The following is a 22,659-nucleotide window of genomic DNA, read 5'->3' as shown; positions in this document are numbered from 1 at the left end:
ATTTAGTTGTTTCCTAAACTGAATTCAACACCGGCTGCATGTTTGTAAACCAGCTCTCCGCCATAATATCCGGTGCGGGCAACTGATAAAACCGTAGCTAAAAACAACACCAGTGCAGCCGCTTTCAAAATTCCCCGATATTTCTCCAACCAGACCAGAACAATCCGGAAAGCCGAAGTAATTAAGGCAAGCCACAAAGTCAATGTTCCGGCATCTTCATGCACCTCGACAGCCTGTTTTAGCGAACCCGATTCGATGCCATCGCCCGCCATATGTCCGGTAATCACCGCAGCAATGGCTCCAAGCGTTCCCAAAATTAATAAATAAAATCCGGCACGGGTAAAGAATTCCTTCTTCACGAATAAACCAAGTACATCAGAAAAGAAACCGGCAATTAACAAGGCAATAGGAAAGTGAACGAGCATAGGGTGGATGTGCGAAATATCAATCATGTCGTCAAATTTTAAATGAATTTATACTTTATGAGCTGCAGAAACAATCATCGCCCCGCCGTTACGATCTTCTGTATTTCTTTTCCAACAGGTCAGGCATATTGTAACTTGCTAGACTCTTGACAAATTAACAATGGCTGAACTTAAGCAGTTCTCTGAAAAAACTTAAAATATGCTTAATTCTGTTTCGGCTGAAATAAAAGTATCTCTAGCAACCAGGCTGGACGGTTGAAAAAACAACGTGCAGGAATACAAATGAACCTGATTATTACGTACATTTAATCAAATGCATTTGCCGTGTTCCGAATCAGGAAAATCCTGAACCCTTACCTGCCAGTTAATGAGCATGAAATTAAGCAGGTACAAGCAATCATCCAGAGTCAGTTTCCGGACATTGCAAAAGAAAAAGTTGCAACTATTCCGGACCAACTGATCAATCCCCTGAAATATCAGTACAAAACCATGCTATTCATAGCTGATGACCTCGATGGACGGGTAAAAGGCTGTGCCTTGATGCTTTATATGCCTGACCTTTCGTTCTGTTATCTCGATTTTCTGGCCGTTTCCCCGGGTAGAACATCATCGGGTGTAGGCGGAGCGCTATATGAACGCGTCCGTGAAGAGGCTGACTCGCTGGATATAAACGGATTGTTTATGGAATGCCTGCCTGATGATTCGGACAATTGCCCCGATGAGGAAATCCGAAAACAAAATGCCAAACGTCTTGCTTTTTATGAACGCTACGGTGCCCGTCCCATTACCGGAACCAGGTATGAAACGCCGGTGAAACCCGAAGATACCTGTGCTCCGTTCCTGGTTTTCGATGGTCTCGGTTCACACGATGAAATTGGTGCCCAAAAACTTAAATTAATTGTACGAGCCATACTCGAACGGAAGTATGGCGATTATTGTCCGGAAGATTATATCCGGATGGTTGTCGGAAGCATCATTGACGACCCGGTTCAGTTGCGCCCGTTTCAGTACAAAAAAAAGTTGCAAAACGGAGTTTTCAGAACCACGCTGAGCGAACGAAAGAAAATATTCTGGGTCATCAACGACCGGCACAGCATTCATCATGTTCGCGAACGAGGCTATGTTGAATCCCCGGTAAGAGTTGAAACTATCCGAAAGTCTCTGGAACCAACCGGATGGTTCAGTAAAGGAACACCGTCATCATATCCGGAGAAAATCATTCGCGACGTTCATGATGCCGGTTACATGAATTACTTCAGAAAAGTATGTAAGAATCTGCCCGCAGGAAAATCAGTCTACCCCTATGTTTTTCCCATCCGAAACGGAGCGCATCCTCCGAAAGATCTGACTGTCAGAGCCGGTTATTACTGCATCGATACCTTCACGCCGTTGAATCAGAATGCATATCTTGCTGCCCGACATGGTGTGAACTGTACGTTGACTGCTGCTGATGAGTTGCTGAGTGGCCGCTCTCTGGCTTACGTGCTCACCCGTCCACCAGGTCATCATGCTGAACACAATGTTTTCGGCGGATTCTGTTATTTCAACAACAGTGCTATAGCAGCTCATTATCTCAGTGAACTGGGAAGAGTAGCCATCCTGGATATCGACTACCATCACGGTAACGGACAACAACAAATCTTTTACGAAAGCAGCAACGTATTAACGATTTCTATCCATGGGCATCCGTCATTTGCCTATCCGTATTTTAGTGGTTTTGTCAATGAAAAAGGGAAGCATCAGGGAGAAGGTTTCAACTACAATTTTCCGCTCGACGAAGAGATTTCAGCGGAAAAATACCGCCAGACGCTGATGAAAACGCTGGAAATTATCCGGAAATTTTCTCCGGTATATCTCATTGTCGCCCTCGGTTTCGATACGGCCAAGGATGACCCAACCGGAACCTGGAAACTGACAGCATCTGATTTTGAGCAAAACGGCATTCTGATTGGCCAATTAAAAGTTCCCACACTATTCATGCAGGAAGGAGGTTATAACAATCGAAGGCTGGGAACCAATGCCCGTCAATTCTTCAAAGGAGTACAAAAAGGCTTTTTCGGGCAGTAACATACTGTTTCATCGTTTTCTTTTCTATGTTATATAACTCCTTAAAATCCTCCACGTTACCGGAAACAAACGATTATTTTCCTTAAATTTATATAAAGCACGATTGCTGACTCATCCAACCAAAACCGGGAGGTGCACCATGATACTCACTGTCACGTTAAATCCGGCCATTGACAAAATCCTGATCCTAAACGGATTTGAAATCCACAAGCTGCACCGGCTCGACAGCCGCGAAATGAGCATGACAGTTCCCGGCGGAAAAGGGGTCAATATCGCTTTGAATCTGAGCGCACTTGGAGACGAAACGATTGCAACGGGCTTTGCCGGCGGTCATGAAGGACATTTGCTTTGCGACTCGCTGCGACAAAGCGGCGTTACCACCAGCTTCATTTTCACCGAAGGTTCCACACGGACCAATACTTCTATTCTGGATTTACAACACGAAACGCTGACGGAAATTAACGACTTTGGACAGGAAATTCCGGAAGATGATCTCGTGTTTTTGCTGGAGAGCTACGAGCGACTGCTTAACCGCGTGGATATGGTAGTTTTAGCCGGTTCGCTCCCCAAAGGCGTAATTGAAGATGTGTACCGTCAGATGATTATCATGGCACAGGGGCACGGAATCAATGTGGTTTTGCACACAGCTCCCAAATACATCGATCCGTTGATTGATTCCGGACCGTTTCTCATTAATCCCGACATGCGCAGTTATCACCGGTTCATGGGGCGTCCACTCGATGGTATCGACGCATTTCTGCAGGCAGGTAGAGAGATTATTTCTTACCAAAAAAATACCGAGTTTGTCATTTTCACACACCGAATTGAAAATGTAGTAGCGGTTACCCGGAAACAATCCTATATCATGCGCCCAAGAGATTTGAAGATTGTCAATATGCTTGGCTATGCCGATGCTTACCTGGCGGGATTTATTCACGCTTACCGGCAGAACCTTCCAACAGCCGATGTACTCAGATACGCCTCTGCAGCCGGACTAACCAACATTGAAGTGCTCTATAAAGAGATACGCGACACCGACCAAATTGAGGCCAATCTTCAACGAATCGATGTGGAGGAAGTGTCATGAAAAGGGTAAAGGATTTCATATACAAAGACATTCTTTCGGTCAACGAAAATTCGGACCTGCGGCGGGTCATTATTACCATGAAGAGGCATCGGGTTTGTGCCATTCCTGTTGTCAACCAACTCGGCGAATACATTGGTTGCATTAGCGAACAGGATATCCTCAATGCATCGGTACCGCAGTACATGAAATCCATGTACAATACTTCTTTCATGGCTGATTTGGACCACATTATCGGACATCTGCATGATATTCTGGATAAAAAGGCATTCGAATTTACCGACTCGAGCTATCCGACGGTAACACCCAACGATTCCATGTCGTATGCAGCCGACCTGCTGTTCCGCTCGAAGAAAACAGCTTTGCCGGTTCTCGAAGGAAAAATGCTGATTGGTCTGATTACCCGAATCGAAATACTAACCGTATCCCTCAACGGAAATAAACTAAGCTAAGGAGGTTACCTATGACGGAATTCCTGAGTTGGCATCTTGACACCATCCACATTATCACCACCCTGGTTATCTTTATTTTCACGTTTGTATTCATTACAACCGAAACGCTTCCCAACGCCATTGCGGCTATGGTTGGTGCCTTTCTGCTGGTCGCATTTCACATTGTAAACCAGGAAGAAGCCATCGAGGCAATTGATTTCGAAACGGTCGGATTACTTAGCGGAATGATGATGACCGTGGCTGTAATGCGGAAATCGGGACTATTCGAGTACATTGCCATCAAGAGCATCAAGTTGACAGGTGGAAGTCCCTGGCGAATACTGGTCGTACTGTCGATTGTTACTGCTGTTCTGTCCGCTTTTCTCGACAACGTCACCACCGTGCTGATTATCGTTCCGCTCACCTTCGCGGTAGCCGATACCATGAAAATTAATCCCATGCCGATGCTGATTTCGGAAATTCTTTTTTCCAATATTGGCGGGGCGGCGACCTTAATCGGCGATCCACCCAACATTATGATCGGCGGTGCCACGAGCCTCGATTTCATGGATTTTATCGAGAATAATGCGCCGGTTGTTGTCGTTGTGTCTGTCGTTACTTTCTTTCTGCTTCGTTTGATCTACCATAAAAAGCTGGCCGGATTGGTAGCCGATAAAGAAAAAATCCAGGCCTTCGACGAAAAGAGGGCCATTCAGAATAAACGATTTTTCTATACCACCCTGGTTATCTTTCTAATCATTATCGCCCTTTTCATTACCCACCATCTGCACAAAATTGACCTGGCATCATTGGCGATTGGCGGCGGCTTTACCATGATGATGGTAACCAAACAGGACCCGGAGGAGATTTTGAAGGAAGTAGAGTGGCCAACTCTCTTCTTCTTTATCGGCTTGTTTGTGATTATAGGCGGCCTGGAGAAAACCGGTATCATCAGTTTCCTGGCCGACAAGATGGTCGAGGTCACTCATGGCGAAGTGGAACCGGCCGCACAGTTGGTGCTGTGGATGTCGGCCCTGTCAACTACATTTATCAATAGTATCCCGTACACAGCCACGATGATATCGGTTATCAAAGAGATGACCATCAACTCGGGACAGAACATAGAACCCCTTTGGTGGGCGCTGTCGTTGGGTGCGTGTTTGGGCGGAAACGGAACCTTAATCGGTGCGGCAGCCAACATCATTGTAGCCGGTTTTACCCAGAAGACTCCCTACCCGATAAAATTCAAAGAGTACTTCAAAATTGGTTTTCCGCTAATGCTGGTTTCTATTGTGATTACTTCGCTGTATTTATACTTAAGATATTTCTGATAAACTGACAGAGAATACCTTGAATTGGCACAAACAGCAGAATTGTTGTAATTTTACTAATTGAGTAACGCTAATCAACCAAACGTTCATTTATGAAAAAAATCAAATTTAACCTGACAGGAAAAATTGTTCTTCTCGTCTTGATTGCTTTTGTGCTAATCCAGTTTATTCCGGTTCATATGAGCAATCCTTCTACATCTCCTTCGAAAGACTTTCTTCACACCTATCAGCCTCCGTCCAAAATCACGAATATGATGCGAAACGCTTGTTACGATTGTCATTCCAACGCAACTCAGTTTCCGTGGTACGCGAACGTCGCGCCGGTTTCGTGGCTACTGGAATCGCACATAGACGAGGCTCGTTCCCACATCAATTTTTCGGAATGGGGCGACTATCCGGAAAAATTAACGAACCTGAAACTGGAGGGCATGGCTGCAGAAGTTAAATCCGGTGGCATGCCACTCACCTCGTATACATGGATGCACTCGAAGGCGAGGCTTACAGACGTTCAGAGAACGCAGTTAGTCGAGTATTTTCGATCGATACAATCAGGAAATTGAAACATTTAATCCTCGACGAAATAAAAGGGCTGTCCGTTAAAACAGACAGCCTTTCACATTTTCACAACTTAGCTGATATCCCTAATAGTTTCTTCATTCACTGTTAATAGTGATTATTGGAAATCACTTTCCCTGCCGAATCAATTTTCACAATCGCATAACCATTATGCCGAACATAAACCTTCACCCGGTAAACAGCATCCGACGGAAGATATTTCGGTGTTATCATTAGTTCTTTCACATGCGCCAGACGGATGACTTTGCCTTTGAATGTGTTTTTAATGGTATTAACAACGACTTCAGGTAAAACCGAAACGCGCCCTTTCGCAATAACAAATGAACCATTGGGTTTAAAGATACCCGTTATTTTTAGCCCTTTATACCGAAAGTTTAACTGATATTGAGTGGGAGGCGTGTGAACAATCACCTGGTAATCATCGGGCACGTAATAGTTGTAATCCAGATCATCATTATAATAGTATGGAGCATCGCCTATGCCGTCGTATAACTCGCCGTCGCCATAGTACTCATCGGGGAAACCATCGAAATTGAAGTCTCCGAAATACGCGTCGCTTGTCCAGTCGGACAAATAATTATACTTATCATTTCCGGTCCAGGATGTAATTGTTCCACCCGGAAAAATCTTGTTAAATGAACTGACGACTGATGCCGGAAGCTGTTGTGTTTGTCCAAATCCCAAAGCCGGGATCAACAATAATGAGATGATTAATAACTTTTTCATGATAATCATTTTTACTGAGTTCTATAAAATAACCTTCTGTGAATTCCGTGTTGATTACCATGAAACCTGATTTCCATAGGCATAGTTCTGTAACTAACTGTCAATTAATAAAAAACAACTTTTCTTATATAAAAGATGTAAATTCCAGAAAAAGAAAACAACTTAATCATCTGACCTGTTGCGCATTGAACAATAACAAAACGATAACTTAAAAACACATTACTTTTATAATTTTAACCTAAGCGACACACCTCATTTGCTGTGTATTATCTCCTGCCGAATGACGATCCGTTGACCGAAACGGTCGATTCCGGGTGTTCATGTGCTCTTCAAGCAAATTAAACCCTACCTTTGCCGCAACATATACGATGACCATGAACAAACTCGGAACATTTCAGGCGCTGGAGGTACTTCGCCTGGTTGATTTTGGCGCTTACCTCGACGGACAGGAACTGGGCGACATTCTACTTCCCAAACGGTACATGCCGGAAGGTTGCAAAATAGGTGACTTCCTCGAAGTATTTATCTACCTCGACTCGGAAGATCGCATCATTGCCACTACGGATGAACCGTTGGCTGAAGCCGGTGACTTTGCCTTGCTGAAAGTTGTTTCGGTGAACAAGGTCGGCGCTTTCCTCGACTGGGGATTGCCGAAAGATTTGCTGGTGCCCTTCAGCGAACAAAAAAATAAGATGCAGGAAGGACAATGGTACCTCGTTTATGTATATGCCGACGACGAGAGCCGCCGGATGGTTGCTACCGCGAAGCTGGACAAATACCTCGATAATGTTCCGCCTGAATATCACCCGGGACAGGAAGTAGCCCTCATCATTCACAGCAAAACCGACATGGGCTACAAGGCCATTGTGAACAACATGCACTGGGGAATGCTTTACCAGAATGAAGTGTTCCGTACCCTGATACAGGGCGAAAGGCTTACCGGTTACATCAAGCAGGTACGCGACGACGAAAAGATTGACGTCAGTCTGCAAAAACCAGGCATCGAAAGCGCCATGGACCTTTCGGATAAAATATTGGAGATGCTTAAAGAGCAAGGCGGCTTTCTCGCTGTCACCGATAAAAGCTCACCGGAAAAGATCTATTCTTTCTTCGGCGAAAGCAAGAAAAACTATAAGAAGGCGGTTGGGATGCTGTATAAAAAGCGAATTATCACCATTGAGCCTGACGGAATCCGCCTGAATCGACAATAAAATAAGAGAGAAAAGTATATTTTAACGGCGTCCCTTTGGCTGTTCCGGCGATTATCGCTAATATTCATTATCTAAATAATGAACAGCCATGGCAAATTCTACCAGTAAATTTGCAGTTATTGGAATGGGACAGTTCGGACAGGCGATCGTAAGAAAGCTGACTCAGCGCGGAGCCGAAGTGCTAGCCATCGATACCGATGAACAAATCATCGACGATATAGCTGAGGAAGTAGCTTATGCCGTTGCCCTCGACGCCACCGATCCCAAAGCACTCGCTTCTCAGAACATCAGCGATTATGATGCCGTTGTGATAGCGATTGGTAACAACTTCGAGCAGTTAACGCTTTGTGCGGTTACCCTGTTGGAGCTGGAAACCAAGCGCATCATCGCAAGAGCAACTGGTACGGTGCAAAAAACCATCCTCGAGAAAATCGGCATCCGCGAAGTGCTCATTCCCGAAAGCGAAGTCGCCACTATTGTCACCGAGAAGCTGTTGAACCCGAGCATTGTCTCCTACCTAGAATTACCCGACGATTACCGTATCGCCGAATTAAAGCCGCCGGAAGTAGCCATTGGCCGGACCGTTGGCGACCTGGCCCTTCGCGACCGGTATAACCTGAGTTTAATAACCATTACCAAAGAGCTGGAGGTGATTAAAAACGGCCGGGTGATTCTCGAAGAACACATCGATATTCCCAACTCTTCTACCGAGATAGGAGAAGACGATTTTATGCTCATCTTCGGCAAGCAGGTCGATATTGAACGCTTTTTGGAAATCAACGAATAACAAGGCTATCCGACGCAAGCCGTCATCAGAACCAATCGTGCATGAAGCCCATTTTTTCGAAACAACAACTTGAAAACATCAACACGTTCCGGTACAACATCCGGGGTGTGATCAATCATATTATGCCAGTGGCCCGAATATTGGTTTCGCTGGCAGCGGTAGGCAGCATCGTTTACTACTACGGCTTTCCGCAAAGTAGCGACACGGCATTGGTGGCACTTAGAATCATTCGGTTCAGCTTTTACTTTTACATTTTCAAATACCTGCTGTATTTGCTGCTGGCACAACACACCAAAGAATATATCCGGGAAAACCGGATGGAAAGCATCATCATCTTCGGTCTCATCTTTTTCGGCTTCCTCTATCTCATCTTTGGCCACCAGATTCTGAAGAATTTCAGCGAAACATATTACCTCTCATACATCCTGCCCTACCTGTTACTGTTCGTCCAGCTGTACTTTCTCATTATCGTTTCCATTGAGATTGGGCAGGCCAGCCCGATAATTGCGAAGCTGGATTTGGGACCGGCAGTACTGCTGATTCTCTCCTTCTTCATCCTGATACTCGTAGGCACCGGTTTACTCATGATGCCGGAGATGACCGTACATCACCATATCCATTTTGTCGATGCGCTTTTTACTTCGGCCAGTGCAAGTTGCGTTACCGGATTGATTGTCGTCGATACAGCCACCTATTTCACCTTCAAGGGACAGATGATCATTATGTTCCTCATCCAGCTGGGCGGAATCAACATCATTTCGTTCGCAACATTTTTCACGACCTTTTACCTGCGTTCCACCGGTGTGCGCTACCAATCGCTCATTAAGGATTTTCTGAGCACCGACAAGTTTTCGGATACGCGATCCATTCTCCGACAGGTTGTCTTCCTGAGTGCTTTCATGGAAATTACCGGAAGTGTGCTCATTTATTTCCTTTGGGGAAATCATTACGAATTTGATTCCGGTCGCGACCGGGTTTTTTCGTCGGTTTTTCACGCTATCTCCTCCTTTAACAATGCGGGTTTCTCTCTCTTCACCGATAACCTCTATGAGCAAGGTGTTCGAAATGCCTACGGCCTACAAATCGTGGTCGCCATACTGGTAATTACCGGAGGTTTGGGATTTATTGCTTTGCAGGATATTCAAAAGAAATTTTCCTTTCGGAAGAAAAAGAATGCGCCGCATCCAGCTTTGCAGGTTAACACCCGCCTGGTTTTATGGGTGAGCGGAATTTTACTGCTGGCCGGAACCGCTATCTTTTACTTTTTCGAAGACGACACTTTATTGAAAGGACAGTCGTTAGGACACGCCCTCATCACGTCCTTTTTTCAATCGGTAACAGCACGTACCGCCGGTTTTAACACGGTAGACTTCGGGCAAATTAGTTTGCCCATGCTAACCATTTTCATGTTCCTGATGTATGTGGGCGCCTCTCCCGGCTCGACCGGAGGCGGTATTAAAACCACCACTTTTGCTGTGCTTATCAAGTCGGCCATCGACACGCTGCGGGGGAAAAAGAACGTGGAATTTTTCAAACGGACCATCTCGTTCGACAACATTAACAAAGCATACTCGCTGGTGCTTTTTTCCATCGCGCTGATTTTCCTCTCAACTTTTTTACTTAGCATCTTCGAACCAAAAACCGATTTTGTCCGGCTACTGTTTGAAGAGATATCGGCCTTTGCCACCGTGGGACTTTCCACGGGAATTACCGCCGGATTGTCGGTTGGCGGGAAAATCATCATCATTGTTTCCATGCTGGTTGGTCGTGTCGGACCGTTGACACTGGCACTCGCTCTCAGTAAAAAAGCTATTTACACCCGCTACCGGTATGGCCGTACAAACGTGATGATTGGCTAACACAGTTATAAAAAAAAACGGCTCAGAATCCTCCACCACTTCAGAAAATTGAGTACTTACTTTAAAGCAACCAGACTAACAATAATTTCACTGTTAATAAGTGGATTGACAGCTTCAGCGTATGTTTTGTACCTATCTTTCAAAACTGTCAAATATCATAAATTCGGCATTTAGCCAGCATTTGATTATCTTTGTGAAATAAATGTCCAGCCGGATTTTCTGTGGTAGATTGATTTTACCGGGAACGACCGGAATGATGACAGAAATACCGTTTTTATTCGAGACCGCAACACTACATATCATAAAAGAAGCCTACGAATGCTTTTCATAGCTCTGTTCCATCACCTCACACCAAACAGAGTGCGTTCGGAAGTACTCCTTTTATGCGTTTTGAATACCGACAAACTCAATCCCCGCTTTCAATCATTCTGTTCACATTTCCCGCGTTACTCATCGTCTGCAGCATATCAGCCCGGACACAGTTGAAAACATAAACAACTTGCTGTCAACATCCCGACAACGATCCGTTGTGTTTCAACGAACTATGTTTAACAAAAACAAATTGTATGATTGACACTGAAATTTTTAATTCAGATCACAAACCTAGTCCAAAACAGAAAGAAGCAATCATTGACTTCCTCTTCACCCATCTCGAAAAGTACGGTGACCCGAAGCCTGATATCCAGAAAGCATTGGATTACTCAATGAACGAGGGAGAATCATTTGGTGGTTTTACCATCGTGTCCAGCAATAAGGATCAAATCACCGGGGTCGTACTCGTTAACCGGACCGGCATGAAAGATTACATCCCCGAAAATATCCTCGTTTACATCGCTACTCACAACGAAATGAGAGGTCAGGGAATTGGTAAAGCCCTCATGCAAAAAGCTATCGATGAAGCCGAAGGGGATATCGCATTACACGTTGAGCCAGACAACCCGGCCAAATTCCTGTATGAGAAATTTGGTTTTACCAATAAATACCTTGAAATGCGTTATAAACGAAACGGTAAATAACAATGGCTTTCCTGGCTCTGAACACTGATAAATTAAAAGAAAACTACCAATATCTCGACGCACTCTTCAAGGAGCATAACATTGAGTGGGCTGTGGTTTCCAAGGTCCTTTGTGGCCATAAATCATACCTGGAAGAGGTCATCAACCTCGGCGTAAAGCAAGTTTGCGACTCCCGGGTATCAAACCTCAAGACCATCAAATCCATTGCTCCCGAAATGGAGACCGTATACATCAAACCGCCGGCCAAACGGGCAATCAAAAGCATTGTCCAGTATGCCGACATCAGCATGAATACGGAATTCGAAACCATTAAACTGCTCTCGAAGGAGGCGCAAAAGCAAAAGAAAACCCACAAAGTCATCATCATGATCGAGCTGGGTGAATTGCGTGAAGGTGTTCTTCGTGAAGAGTTTATCGATTTCTATGCCAAGATCTTCGAATTGCCTAACATCGAAGTAGTGGGGATCGGCACCAACCTAACCTGCCTGTACGGAGTATTGCCCAACCATGACAAACTCATTCAGCTCAGCCTGTATGAGCAGCTCATCGAGGCAAAATTCAACAAAATGATTCCGTATGTTTCGGGAGGTTCATCGGTGACCATTCCGCTCATCGACCAGGGATTACTGCCCGAGGCCATCAACCATTTCCGCGTAGGCGAGACCCTGTTCTTGGGAACTGAACCCTATACCAATCAGCAGTACAAAGACATGCACACCGATGTTTTCCAGCTTTACGCTGAAATTATCGAGCTGATTGAGAAGCCGGTGGTTCCTATGGGTGAATTCGGCGTTAACGTGGAAGGTAAAGCCTACGAAATTGATGAAGAAAAACTGGGCGAAACGTCGTACCGGGCCATCATCGATTTGGGCTTGCTGGATGTGGAAGAAACACATATCGAACCGGTGAATCCGAAATTGAACTTCGTGGGTGCCAGCTCCGATATGATTGTTATCGACCTCGGCAACAACGAAGACAACTACAAAGTAGGCGATCTGCTTGAATTCAAACTCGATTACATGGGTGCCCTCAGGGTACTGAACTCGAGGTACATTGATAAAGTGAAGCGGTAGGCATCTGCTTGCTCAGCCGCGTGAACGGAGGCTTTGTTTTTCAACTACAGGAAACATCGCCTCCGTTTTCATTTCCTACCGGGAAGTTTTCCCTTACAGTTAATAATTGCTTACCAAACAGGTAGTAGTTTTTCGCCCGATTTTTCCGAAATTTCGCAAAACACACTACCAACATGGCCTTCGAAAAAGATGGGCAGTTTAAAAAGTTTTGCGCCTACGGATTCCTGAAGAACCTCCGCTTCTTCGAACCTTTTATGGTGCTCTTCCTGCTGGGTGCCGGCCTCTCCTACCTGCAGGTTGGTTTGCTGTACAGTCTTCGGATGATTTTACAGAACGTGCTGGAGATACCCGCCGGTATCGTTTCCGATGCGTTGGGCCGTCGCCGAACGATGATTACCTCTTTCGTTTTCTACATGCTATCCTTTCTGGCATTTTACCTTTCCGGGAAGATGCCGGGCTTTGTTGTCGCCATGGCCATTTTCGCTTTAGGAGAAGCCTTCCGGACCGGCACACACAAGGCCATGATTTTTGAATACCTGAAGATGAAAGGCTGGGAATCGGAAAAAGTGACTTATTACGGCTACACACGGAGCTGGTCGCAGCGTGGTTCAGCTCTTTCAGCGCTTCTGGCTGCAGGACTGGTTATTCTTACTCAAAACTACCGGATGATTTTCCTCTTTTCCGTCATTCCTTACCTGCTCGACCTCATCCTCATTGCCAGCTATCCGAAGGCACTCGATGGAAAAACCATGAATATTCGTTTTTCGGATATCGGGAAGAACTTTAAAGAGGTACTTTCTGATTTTCGGTACTCTTTCGAAAATCCGTTGATGCTGAAAACGATTGCCAACAGTTCCATCTATTCAGGCTATTACAAGGCTTTAAAGGATTTCCTGCAGCCGGTGATCAAAAGCCTGGCATTGGCGCTCCCCATTCTCACCTTACAACCGAACGAGACCAGAAGCGCGGTTTTGGTGGGCATCATCTACTACATTATCTATCGATTATCAAGCCTGGCAGCCCGTAACTCCGGCAAATTCTCGCTTCGCTTCCGTTCGCTGCAAATGGCTCTGACTCTTTCCATCTTCATTGGTGCTGGTGCGGGGTTGCTTTCCGGACTGTTTTACCGTTTTCATATTCCGGCAATCGCTGTTCTGTTTTTCGTTGCTGTTTACCTGGTCGAAAATCTGCGTAAGCCTATTGGGATGGGTTGTACCGCTGACCTATTAGAGAAAGATATCCTGGCAACAGCCCTCTCTGCTGCTTCTCAACTGGAAACCTTGTTTGGCGCTATCTTCACTGCTTTGCTCGGATTTCTGGCCGACCGCTTCGGCCTGGCCAACGGCCTGATGGCTGTTTCGCTGCTGCTGATAGTACTCACCCCAATATTTATCATTCGGAAATCCCGTACGAAAGCTTAAATTTGTGGCGTAACTGACACCTTGAATGATGAATATCGATTTGAATTTACTGGAAAAGCGGTTTCCGTTTTTTGAGCTTTCATTACGCTATGCCATTGCCGAAAAAGGCATTTTGCAAGAGCTGGAAGATGGTGAAGAAATTATTCGCGAAGGCCAGTATATTAAGTCAGTTCCGTTGGTTCTGGAAGGACTGGTCCGCATTTCCCGTCTCGACGATCAGGGGCGTGAACTGCTGCTTTATTACCTGCATCCGGGCGAAGCGTGTGCCATGTCGCTTACATGCTGCATGGGACATACACAAAGTAATATCCGCGCTGTTGCCGAAGCCCCCACCCTTTTAATTCGTATTCCAACTCCCCTGCTCGACCAGTGGATGAACACCTACCAAAGCTGGAAAGAGTACGTGATGTACGCTTACCGCAAACGTTTTGACGAACTGTTGGAAACCATCGACAGCATTGCTTTCATGAAAATGGACGAACGTCTGGAGAAATTCTTTGCCGATCGTTTCCGGTCGACCGGAAGCACCTTATACACCGGAACGCACCAGGATATCGCCTTTTCGCTGAATACTTCCCGTGAAGTCGTTTCCCGTCTCCTGAAGAAGCTGGAAAAAGATGGTACAATCACGCTTTCGCGGAATAAAATCGACTACGCCGGAATGGTGAAATAAAACCCGGTTTTCATGCGGTTTTCCCGAAGTTAATCTTTCCCACTTTCTCAACCTTTTCCCGTTTGGAGATATTATATCCGTTCAATCTTACTGTCATTCCCGTCAAGTTCTGTAATTTTGATTTAGTTTAAATAAAAACCTGATCGAATGACAAATTATATGTGCCAGGCCTGTGGCGTTCAATTTGAAGCTACAAAACAACCTCCCGAAATTTGTCCTATCTGTTCTGACGACCGTCAGTTTGTTCCGTGGGACGGACAGAAGTGGACCACACTCGAAAACGTGCAAAAATACCACGCCAACCAACTACAGAAAGTTGAAAAAGGAATCTACACCCTGCAAACAACACCCGGTTTTGGGATTGGACAACGGGCCATTTTCATTCAAACTGAGCAAGGCAACATTCTCTGGGACTGCATTTCACTCATCGATGAAACCACCGTCGAACTGCTCAATCATTTGGGCGGCGTCGACGCGATCGCCATCAGCCATCCGCACTACTATTCAACCATGGCGGAATGGAGCGGCGCATTCAACAATGCTCCCATTTACCTGCACAAGAAGGATGCAGACTTCGTGATGCGAAAATCGGAGAACATCGTTTTTTGGGAAGGTGATTCGCTGGAATTGTGGAATAACGTGAAATTGATCAATCCCGGAGGCCACTTTCCGGGAGCTACTGTCCTGCATCAATACGATCCGGAAAAGGACGTTTACTCGCTCTTTACCGGTGATATTATCAATGTGGAGCCGGATATGAAAACGGTCTCCTTCATGTACAGCTTTCCAAACCACATTCCACTATCGGCTAAGGATATTGAAATCATCAGGGACCGGATGGAAGGCATCCCGTTCGAACGGATTTTCGGCGCCTGGTATAGACGAAATATCATGAAAAACGGTCGGAATATATTCGACTCATCCATTGCCAGATACTTAAAAATCGTTGGTCAGAAGTAAAGGGAAATTATTTCTGTTTAATTTTTTTAACTATTTATTAAACACTTTTAAGTTCTATCCGTTTAAGAAACTGTAAGAAAAACGAATAAAGCACTTAGTACTGCAAAACATGATAACATTCCACTCGCACTCCGGAATATATACGTTGATAGCACGCCAGATTATTGAAGTTGGTATTGATGAGGCCTGGGAATTCTTCTCGTCACCTGCTAACCTTCGGCTGATTACGCCACCGGAAATGGGATTTGTCATCACATCGCCGGCTCCATCGGCTACAGCCTACCATGGACAAATCATCTCATACAAGCTTCATCCGGTTGGTAAAATCAAAACCAACTGGGTCACCGAAATTACGCATGTTTCTGGAAAAAAGTTTTTTGTCGATGAGCAGCGAAAGGGCCCTTACCGCATGTGGCATCACGAACATCATTTTAAAGACCTGAACGGGCGGGTTGAAATGACCGACCGCGTAACTTACCGGCTGCCTTTTGGCGTGCTGGGTAAATTGGTGCACGACATCTTTATCAAGCAAAAGCTGCGGGAGATATTTGTATACCGGAAAATGAAAATCGAAGAAATCTTCAAATCATAAAAAAGGCCATCCCTCTCGGGATGACCCATACGTGTAAAGGGTTGGGGTAACTCGTTAATCCATATATAAGAATCCGTACGATTCATTATGTTGACTAATATCCAGTCCGACTTTCTCCGCCTCTTTCGATACCCGAAGCGGCACAATTTTGTCGGTAATCCAGTACAGAAGGTAAGAGCCTCCAAAAGTGAAAACACTCACCACGACCAAGGCCAGCAAGTGATACAGGAATGTTTTTGTTTCACCGTTAATCAAACCGACACCTCGGGCAAAAACTCCGGTTAAAATCATCCCAACAATACCGCCCATTCCGTGAGCCGGAAATACATCCAGCGTATCGTCGAGGGCCGTACGGCTGCGCAGGGTAATAGCATAGTTACTGACCACCGCCGCGGCGACACCAATAAAAATGGAGGCACCGATACCGACATAACCGGCAGCCGGCGTAATAGCCACCAAACCAACCACGAGGCCAATCGCCGCTCCCAAACCGGAGGGCTTGTGTCCGCGAGCTCCGTCAAGCATAATCCACGCCAGCATGGCTGCTGCCGACGCCGTATTGGTATTCACTAACGCCAGCACCGCTGTGGATGAAGCGGCCAAAGCAGAACCGGAGTTGAATCCGAACCAGCCAAACCAAAGCATTCCCGCACCGAGCATCACAAAAGGGATATTTGCCCGACGTTCAGGGCCCTCAATGTCGTGACGTTTTCCTAGAAACATCGCTCCAGCCAGTGCGGCAAACCCCGCCGACATATGAACGACCGTACCACCGGCGAAATCGAGAACGCCCCAGTTGTGCAGTAGACCATTCGGGTCCCATGTCCAGTGAGCCAGTGGCGCATATATAAATATCGTGAACAAGCTAATGAAAAGCATATATGCCCGGAACCGAACCCGCCCAGCAAACGAACCGGTAATCAACGCCGGCGTGATGATGGCAAATTTCAATTGAAAGATGGCAAACAGGGCGAACGGAATAGTCGGACCCAGATTAGGATTGGGCGCTGCTCCCACATGATTGAACATGAAATAGGTCGTCGGATTGCCAATCAAGCCGGTTCCCTGTCCGCCAATACTGTCACCAAAAGCCAGACTAAAACCAACCACAATCCAGATGATACTCATCAGGCCCATGGCCATAAAACTCTGGAGAATGGTTGAAATGATGTTGCGCGGATCGACCATTCCACCATAAAAGAACGCCAATCCAGGAGTCATGAGTAGTACCAGGGCCGTTGAAGTTAACATCCACGCTACATCACCGGTCACGATGGCATCTCCCCCATCGCCGAAACTGGTGGTTGGGAAGAATATACCCAGGATGGAGATAATGATTAAAACGATAAAGGTACGAAGCCATTTGTTCTTGTGTCTCATGACAATTTTTTCTTTTTTAGAGCTTAAATCTTACAATTAATCGATTTTCAGCCACAAAAATACATTTCATTATATAAACAACCCAATTTTATATCAATTTGAAACTACAAAAGCAATATTTTTTACATTCTGATCACATTCACAGCAAACTTTATTTTTACATTTAAACACACCCACCCCCTAAAAAAGAAACACCAAATTCACTTTATATATATTTTTTACAAATAACACCTATGAAACGATGTAACCCAACAACAAATTTAACTTTTCACATCAACACCTTTAGTTCCTGATTACAGAACAATTACAGAAAACGAAACAACCAAACTATTATCACACTCACCCCCTCCAAAATGACTACCACTTTCAAATTGAAAGTTATTTTTTCATTAACACCCCTTATTTTATATGGCTAAAATCCATTTTACTTATATTTTTGTAATCGACACACTGATTTAGGTAACACTTTATAGATTTTGAACAATGTTTGATAAGGGTTTAACGGCATTTATGATCATTGCCACCAGTCTGGTAATGCTCATGACTCCGGGCCTTGCCTTTTTTTATGGAGGCCTGAGTTGTAAAAAGAACATTTTGAATATCATGATGCAGAGCTTTGTCTCGCTGGGTATCACTTCGCTTCTGTGGATTTCCATCGGTTATACCATGTGCTTTAGCGGAGACCTGGCACACGGAACCGATTTCTCCGGAATCATCGGTAATTTCGACAAAGCATTTTTGCATGGCATTACGGCTTATACTCCGCACTCGGCCGACCGCAATTTCCCGGAATTCATTTTCATTGCCTACCAAATGATGTTTGCCATTATCACGCCGGCTCTGATTACCGGCGCATTCATCAACCGGGTGACCTTTAAATCATACATTATCTTTTTAATCTTCTGGCAGATTTTTGTCTACTACCCTTTCGTACACATGATTTGGGGTGGCGGTATCCTCGCTCAATGGGGCGTGCTCGACTTTGCCGGAGGAATTACGGTACACGCTACCGCCGGTTTCGCAGCACTGGCTTCTGTGCTGTTCGTGGGCAAACGAGCAGAACAGGGCGACGGGCCGAATAATATTCCGCTGGTGGCCATCGGGACAGCGTTGCTTTGGTTTGGTTGGTACGGCTTTAATGCCGGAAGCGAACTGAACGTGGATGCCATTACCGCGCAGGCATTCCTGAATACCGACATTGCTGCTTCAGCCTCTGCCGTTACCTGGCTGATTATTGAGTGGACTACCGGAAAGAAGAAGCCGACGTTTATTGGCCTGATGACCGGGGCGGTAGCCGGACTGGCTACCATCACGCCGGCTGCTGGTTACGTCTCGCTCGATTCCGCGCTGTTTTTCGGATTGCTGGCCGGAGTTGTGTGTTACCTTGCGGTGAAATTTGTGGAATACAAAGGCTGGGACGATGCCCTGGATGTTTGGGGCGTTCATGGTGTTGGCGGTGTATTGGGAACACTTCTGCTCGGATTCTTCGGCAGCCTGGCGGTCAACCCGCACGGAGCCCAGGGCATCCTGAACGGCGGAAGCCCGGTGTTCTTTCTGAAACAACTAACGGCTATTATCCTGGCATCTGCCTGGGGTTTTGTCTTTACACTGGCTATGCTGAAAACCATTAATGTACTGGTACCGGTGAAAGTAAAACTGGCCGATGAGCTGCAAGGCCTCGACCTTGTTTTTCACGGCGAAGTGGCCCGCCGGCAATAATATTATTGAACAAAAAATATTTCGAAAACCCTTGATGGGAGCTGTTCTGAGGCTTCCGTCAGGGTTTTTTTATTTTAAAGAAAGTGACCTTGCTCGTAGTAAGGGAGGTGGTCATTTCGGGCGATGACAAAAAATGCACGGATATCATCCCAAATTGAGAGGACCGGTTTTCGGGAATTTCCCATTAAGAATATTGGCCAGTTATTATCCCTGAAGCGGGAATTAACAACCAAACAACAGCCGCGCCCGCCAAGCAGTGCTTCATAATTACATCATTATGAGGGGCATCTGATTGGCTAAAATCATATTTCTTATTATTTTTAATATTCATATTCAAATTTATGTCTATGTTATTCAAAGTATTTAGCCCCCCTGCCGAACTGAAAACCTATGTCCATTCAATACAAATAATGGAAGTAGACAAAAGTGAGAATTCCGGCCGGAATAAGATTGTACCGTATGGCTATGCAGGCCTTTTATTGCATTATAAAGACCCCTGTGTACAAACCGACCGGATAAATGGTAAGCGGTTATTGCCACAGGCTTTTGTTACCGGGCTGACAGACCAGCCAATAATAATAGAGGCGTTAGGCAACATTGGCACGATAGCAGTGAATTTCTATCCGTTGGGGTTATATCATTTTTTGAGAAGTGCGGTATATGAATTTACCAATTCGACAGTGGACGGCACCGAATTATTGGGACCTGAAATCATTCAGCTGCGAGCCAGCATCATGCTCACTTCGTCTATCTACGAGAAAATCGATCTGGTTAACCGGTTTCTAGTCAGAAAACTTGGAAATATCGATTTCAGAAACAGTCGGAAGATTGAGTACGCGCAGAATGCCTTAATCGCTTCAAAAGGTATTATCAATATCGCACAATTATCAAAAGAATCGGGACTAAGTTTATCATCGCTTGAACGCCAATTCCGGAAACAAATCGGATTTTCTCCGAAATATTATGCAAGAATTTTGCGGTTTGACTATGTGTTTAAATTAAAACAAATGCCAGGAGATGTCAACTGGCAGGATATCGTTTTTCAGGCTGGATACCATGACCAGGCCCATTTTATTAAAGAGTTTTCAAAATTTGCCGGCGAACCCCCGAAAGGCTTTTTCCTTCACCACCTTTTTTCTTCGAGGTTTTACTCTGGAAAGTAGGGTTACTGACTCATAATCAATGGGCCAGACTGCCGATTTTTTACAATTTTAAAGAGCTACGCCTAATTATCTTCCGTCCATAATTCATAACATAATAGATAGATTATGCGTACTTTCAAACTAACTTTCCTGATACTGTCGGTTCTGACAGTGTTATTTGGTTGTGAGGAGCAATCAAGCAACGATTCCAATGTACTGGAAGCCTGTTTTTCAGTATCCCCGGATGTTATCTATGCAGGAACAAACGCTGCATTTAACCCGTCGTGTACCAAGCAAGCAGTCTCCGTATCCTACTATTGGGATTTTGGAGATGGTGGTTCATCGACCCAAACAAGTCCGGTCCACGTTTATGCCTCTCCCGGCAGTTACAATGTCGTATTAACGATAACCGATCCGGATGGCAATACGGCCAGCCACTCAACTTCTCTGAAAGTAGAGGCCTTCGCTGTCCTTGAACACGCCGGGGATATCAATACCGACGAGGTCTGGGAAGAGGGTACCCATCTGGTTACCAGCAATGTTTATCTGAATAACGCAACGCTCACCATTATGCCGGGAGCAACGGTTAAATTTAAAAAGGGTACATCGCTGATCATTGGCCAAAGCAGTGAAAACTCGGCTCTCATAGCAAACGGCACGTCAGATAAACCGATTGCGTTCACATCCAATGCCAGTTTACCATCACCGGGAGATTGGGACCTGATCAACTTCAAAGACGGAACAATGACCTCATCGAGCATGAAGTATTGTGAGGTCAGTTATGGCGGTGGCTATAGCAGTTCCAGTGCGATGATCAACATTGAAAACACCTCACTTGTCATCGAAAATTGCAGATTTTCTCATAGCTCTTCATCAGGGTTTAACATTGATGGCGACGGTTTCTTTCAATCCTTTGTCAATAACGAAATCAATGATTGCGATGGCTTTGCCATCCACCTTTTTCCGAACGCGGTAAATTCCATCGGAACCGGGAACAGTATATCTTCGGATCTGAGTATCGGAATAAAAGAGGGTTACTATACGATGGACAACTCCGCCTGGTTAAATCAATCGGTTCCATATATCATTGAAGGAGACGTTTATGTTGGCAGCACAACCGGGGCCGCCTTAAATATCTCACCCGGGGTTATTCTCAAACTAAAAGAAAATGCGAGTATCCTGGTGGCATACGGAAGTTCAAAAACAGGGACATTAACTGCTGAAGGAACGACATCTGAACCTATTTTGTTTACCTCTGCAGCGGTAGCAAATGAAACACCCGGCAGCTGGGATCGGATTGGTTTTTACGACGGTACAAGTCCCAATACATCGTTAAAATATTGTACCATTGAATATGGCGGAGGATACAGTTCATCCGAAGGGATGATAGTGGTGGATAACTGTTCCGTGACTATGGAAAATTGCGAAATCAGATATTCGGATAATTATGGCATCAGGGCCGGCATCAAGGGGAGTTTCAATTCTTTTACCCAAAATTACCTACATGATAATAACTCTTTTGCGGTAAAGATATTTGCCAACAACACGCATACCATCGGCACCGATAACACCATTGAAAGCCCGTTGGGCATTGAGGTCAACGCCGATACCTATACCCGGGCAGATGAAACCTGGAGGAAACAGACTTGTCCTTATGTCGTGAATGGTGTCGTGAATATTATCAGCCCCACCACAGCAAAACTCACAATAGAGCCCGGAACAATGATTAAATTGATGGAATCCGGAATGTTTAGGATTGGATATGGAACCAATCAATTTGGTGTCCTGGTAGCCAATGGCACTGCGTCTGAAAAAATCACCTTCACTACCAGTGCTGCTGCAGGAAGTGAGGCACCCGGACAATGGAAAGGCATTTTCTTTGATGATGGCACGGCAAATGGTTCCATTTTAAACAACTGTACCTTCTCATATGGCGGAGGCTATTCATCATTATCGGGAATGGTCAATTGTAGTTTAACACCATCAGGTGTACCTGTCATAACAAACTGCGACTTCTTCTATTCCGAATCCTGGGGAATCTATCTAGGGGCAAACACAAGCCCCAACATGAATGGTAACACATTTTCTAATAACACTCTAGGTGATATAAAAAGAAATTAAACAATCAAAAACATCCGGCGGCCGCCTGGGGATTTGTCTTCACGCTCGCCATGTTGAAAACCATT

Annotated in this window: 20 protein-coding genes; 17 read left to right on the top strand and 3 right to left on the bottom strand. The window is 45.3% G+C overall.

The window, feature by feature from the left end:
* Window positions 1–2: 2 nt before the first annotated feature.
* Window positions 3–452, bottom strand: coding sequence for a DUF2231 domain-containing protein (locus CLV93_RS12600; protein WP_106542561.1), 450 nt, complete (start codon window positions 450–452; stop codon window positions 3–5).
* A 297-nt stretch (window positions 453–749) separates the two neighbouring features.
* On the opposite strand from CLV93_RS12600, the gene CLV93_RS12595 reads away from it, so the two are divergent.
* The 5 genes from CLV93_RS12595 to CLV93_RS12575 all read left to right on the top strand — a co-directional run bounded on the left by CLV93_RS12595 (window position 750) and on the right by CLV93_RS12575 (window position 5,898).
* Window positions 750–2,492: a GNAT family N-acetyltransferase gene (locus CLV93_RS12595; protein ID WP_106542560.1), complete on the top strand. Its 1,743-nt coding sequence runs from the start codon at window positions 750–752 to the stop codon at window positions 2,490–2,492.
* Between the two features lie 139 nt (window positions 2,493–2,631).
* Window positions 2,632–3,579, top strand: a complete 948-nt coding sequence (locus CLV93_RS12590; protein ID WP_106542559.1) for a 1-phosphofructokinase family hexose kinase — start codon at window positions 2,632–2,634, stop codon at window positions 3,577–3,579.
* The gene (locus CLV93_RS12585; protein WP_106542558.1) at window positions 3,576–4,028 is read left to right on the top strand and encodes a CBS domain-containing protein; all 453 of its coding nucleotides are present in this window, start codon (window positions 3,576–3,578) and stop codon (window positions 4,026–4,028) included. Before CLV93_RS12590 ends, CLV93_RS12585 begins: the two co-directional genes overlap by 4 nt.
* An 11-nt stretch (window positions 4,029–4,039) precedes the next feature.
* Entirely contained in the window at window positions 4,040–5,338 is a 1,299-nt protein-coding gene (locus CLV93_RS12580) for an ArsB/NhaD family transporter (protein ID WP_106542557.1), read from the top strand.
* A 92-nt stretch (window positions 5,339–5,430) separates the two neighbouring features.
* Window positions 5,431–5,898 (top strand): heme-binding domain-containing protein, encoded by a 468-nt coding sequence (locus CLV93_RS12575; RefSeq protein ID WP_106542556.1) that lies wholly within the window; start codon window positions 5,431–5,433, stop codon window positions 5,896–5,898.
* Between the two features lie 103 nt (window positions 5,899–6,001).
* Here the strand turns inward: CLV93_RS12575 and CLV93_RS12570 are convergent, their stop codons facing one another.
* Window positions 6,002–6,640 (bottom strand): hypothetical protein, encoded by a 639-nt coding sequence (locus CLV93_RS12570; protein ID WP_146142017.1) that lies wholly within the window; start codon window positions 6,638–6,640, stop codon window positions 6,002–6,004.
* 374 nt (window positions 6,641–7,014) lie between these two features.
* Here CLV93_RS12570 and CLV93_RS12565 point away from each other — a divergent pair, with 374 nt between their 5' ends.
* The 9 genes from CLV93_RS12565 (at window position 7,015) to CLV93_RS12525 (ending at window position 16,232) form a co-directional block, all read left to right on the top strand.
* On the top strand, window positions 7,015–7,851 hold the full coding sequence (locus CLV93_RS12565) for a CvfB family protein (RefSeq protein ID WP_106542698.1): 837 nt from the start codon (window positions 7,015–7,017) through the stop codon (window positions 7,849–7,851).
* An 88-nt stretch (window positions 7,852–7,939) separates the two neighbouring features.
* Complete coding sequence (locus CLV93_RS12560) at window positions 7,940–8,638, top strand: potassium channel family protein (RefSeq protein ID WP_106542554.1); 699 nt, start codon at window positions 7,940–7,942, stop codon at window positions 8,636–8,638.
* A 41-nt stretch (window positions 8,639–8,679) separates the two neighbouring features.
* On the top strand, window positions 8,680–10,497 hold the full coding sequence (locus CLV93_RS12555; RefSeq protein ID WP_106542553.1) for a TrkH family potassium uptake protein: 1,818 nt from the start codon (window positions 8,680–8,682) through the stop codon (window positions 10,495–10,497).
* Window positions 10,498–11,063: 566 nt separating this feature from the next.
* Window positions 11,064–11,513 carry a GNAT family N-acetyltransferase gene (locus CLV93_RS12550; RefSeq protein WP_106542552.1) on the top strand — a complete coding sequence of 150 codons (450 nt, stop codon included), beginning with the start codon at window positions 11,064–11,066 and terminating at the stop codon, window positions 11,511–11,513.
* Window positions 11,514–11,515: 2 nt separating this feature from the next.
* A complete protein-coding gene (locus tag CLV93_RS12545) occupies window positions 11,516–12,586 on the top strand; it encodes an alanine racemase (RefSeq protein ID WP_106542551.1) in 1,071 nt (356 codons plus the stop codon).
* A gap of 173 nt (window positions 12,587–12,759) precedes the next feature.
* Entirely contained in the window at window positions 12,760–14,007 is a 1,248-nt protein-coding gene (locus tag CLV93_RS12540) for an MFS transporter (RefSeq protein WP_106542550.1), read from the top strand.
* A 25-nt stretch (window positions 14,008–14,032) separates the two neighbouring features.
* Window positions 14,033–14,680 (top strand): Crp/Fnr family transcriptional regulator, encoded by a 648-nt coding sequence (locus tag CLV93_RS12535; protein ID WP_211297831.1) that lies wholly within the window; start codon window positions 14,033–14,035, stop codon window positions 14,678–14,680.
* A 147-nt stretch (window positions 14,681–14,827) separates the two neighbouring features.
* Complete coding sequence (locus CLV93_RS12530) at window positions 14,828–15,640, top strand: MBL fold metallo-hydrolase (protein ID WP_106542549.1); 813 nt, start codon at window positions 14,828–14,830, stop codon at window positions 15,638–15,640.
* Between the two features lie 109 nt (window positions 15,641–15,749).
* Window positions 15,750–16,232 (top strand): SRPBCC family protein, encoded by a 483-nt coding sequence (locus tag CLV93_RS12525; RefSeq protein WP_106542548.1) that lies wholly within the window; start codon window positions 15,750–15,752, stop codon window positions 16,230–16,232.
* Window positions 16,233–16,286: 54 nt separating this feature from the next.
* On the opposite strand, the gene CLV93_RS12520 is transcribed toward CLV93_RS12525, so the two are convergent.
* A complete protein-coding gene (locus tag CLV93_RS12520) occupies window positions 16,287–17,612 on the bottom strand; it encodes an ammonium transporter (RefSeq protein WP_106542547.1) in 1,326 nt (441 codons plus the stop codon).
* Between the two features lie 483 nt (window positions 17,613–18,095).
* Between CLV93_RS12520 and CLV93_RS12515 the strand changes: the two genes are divergently transcribed.
* From CLV93_RS12515 to CLV93_RS20560, 3 genes are all read left to right on the top strand, one after another.
* Window positions 18,096–19,331 (top strand): ammonium transporter, encoded by a 1,236-nt coding sequence (locus CLV93_RS12515; protein ID WP_106542546.1) that lies wholly within the window; start codon window positions 18,096–18,098, stop codon window positions 19,329–19,331.
* 341 nt (window positions 19,332–19,672) lie between these two features.
* Entirely contained in the window at window positions 19,673–20,494 is an 822-nt protein-coding gene (locus CLV93_RS12510; protein ID WP_106542545.1) for a helix-turn-helix domain-containing protein, read from the top strand.
* 105 nt (window positions 20,495–20,599) lie between these two features.
* Window positions 20,600–22,594 carry a right-handed parallel beta-helix repeat-containing protein gene (locus tag CLV93_RS20560; protein WP_106542544.1) on the top strand — a complete coding sequence of 665 codons (1,995 nt, stop codon included), beginning with the start codon at window positions 20,600–20,602 and terminating at the stop codon, window positions 22,592–22,594.
* Window positions 22,595–22,659: the final 65 nt, after the last annotated feature.

This window comes from Prolixibacter denitrificans (assembly GCF_003014495.1).
GTDB classification, from domain to species: Bacteria; Bacteroidota; Bacteroidia; order Bacteroidales; family Prolixibacteraceae; genus Prolixibacter; species Prolixibacter denitrificans.
The sequence above is the reverse complement of the archived record's forward strand: the minus strand, read 5'-3'. Positions and strand labels throughout refer to the sequence as shown.

What these genes read in the sequence shown, in the direction of transcription:
- CLV93_RS12565 (WP_106542698.1), top strand. Translation starts at nt 7,015, where the DNA reads ATGAACAAACTCGGAACATTTCAGGCGCTGGAGGTACTTCGCCTGGTT.
- CLV93_RS12510 (WP_106542545.1), top strand. Translation starts at nt 19,673, where the DNA reads ATGTCTATGTTATTCAAAGTATTTAGCCCCCCTGCCGAACTGAAAACC.
- CLV93_RS12590 (WP_106542559.1), top strand. Translation starts at nt 2,632, where the DNA reads ATGATACTCACTGTCACGTTAAATCCGGCCATTGACAAAATCCTGATC.
- CLV93_RS12550 (WP_106542552.1), top strand. Translation starts at nt 11,064, where the DNA reads ATGATTGACACTGAAATTTTTAATTCAGATCACAAACCTAGTCCAAAA.
- CLV93_RS20560 (WP_106542544.1), top strand. Translation starts at nt 20,600, where the DNA reads ATGCGTACTTTCAAACTAACTTTCCTGATACTGTCGGTTCTGACAGTG.
- CLV93_RS12525 (WP_106542548.1), top strand. Translation starts at nt 15,750, where the DNA reads ATGATAACATTCCACTCGCACTCCGGAATATATACGTTGATAGCACGC.
- CLV93_RS12520 (WP_106542547.1), bottom strand. Translation starts at nt 17,612, where the DNA reads ATGAGACACAAGAACAAATGGCTTCGTACCTTTATCGTTTTAATCATT.
- CLV93_RS12545 (WP_106542551.1), top strand. Translation starts at nt 11,516, where the DNA reads ATGGCTTTCCTGGCTCTGAACACTGATAAATTAAAAGAAAACTACCAA.
- CLV93_RS12580 (WP_106542557.1), top strand. Translation starts at nt 4,040, where the DNA reads ATGACGGAATTCCTGAGTTGGCATCTTGACACCATCCACATTATCACC.
- CLV93_RS12515 (WP_106542546.1), top strand. Translation starts at nt 18,096, where the DNA reads ATGTTTGATAAGGGTTTAACGGCATTTATGATCATTGCCACCAGTCTG.
- CLV93_RS12585 (WP_106542558.1), top strand. Translation starts at nt 3,576, where the DNA reads ATGAAAAGGGTAAAGGATTTCATATACAAAGACATTCTTTCGGTCAAC.
- CLV93_RS12560 (WP_106542554.1), top strand. Translation starts at nt 7,940, where the DNA reads ATGGCAAATTCTACCAGTAAATTTGCAGTTATTGGAATGGGACAGTTC.
- CLV93_RS12535 (WP_211297831.1), top strand. Translation starts at nt 14,033, where the DNA reads ATGATGAATATCGATTTGAATTTACTGGAAAAGCGGTTTCCGTTTTTT.
- CLV93_RS12540 (WP_106542550.1), top strand. Translation starts at nt 12,760, where the DNA reads ATGGCCTTCGAAAAAGATGGGCAGTTTAAAAAGTTTTGCGCCTACGGA.
- CLV93_RS12570 (WP_146142017.1), bottom strand. Translation starts at nt 6,640, where the DNA reads ATGAAAAAGTTATTAATCATCTCATTATTGTTGATCCCGGCTTTGGGA.
- CLV93_RS12575 (WP_106542556.1), top strand. Translation starts at nt 5,431, where the DNA reads ATGAAAAAAATCAAATTTAACCTGACAGGAAAAATTGTTCTTCTCGTC.
- CLV93_RS12600 (WP_106542561.1), bottom strand. Translation starts at nt 452, where the DNA reads ATGATTGATATTTCGCACATCCACCCTATGCTCGTTCACTTTCCTATT.
- CLV93_RS12530 (WP_106542549.1), top strand. Translation starts at nt 14,828, where the DNA reads ATGACAAATTATATGTGCCAGGCCTGTGGCGTTCAATTTGAAGCTACA.
- CLV93_RS12555 (WP_106542553.1), top strand. Translation starts at nt 8,680, where the DNA reads ATGAAGCCCATTTTTTCGAAACAACAACTTGAAAACATCAACACGTTC.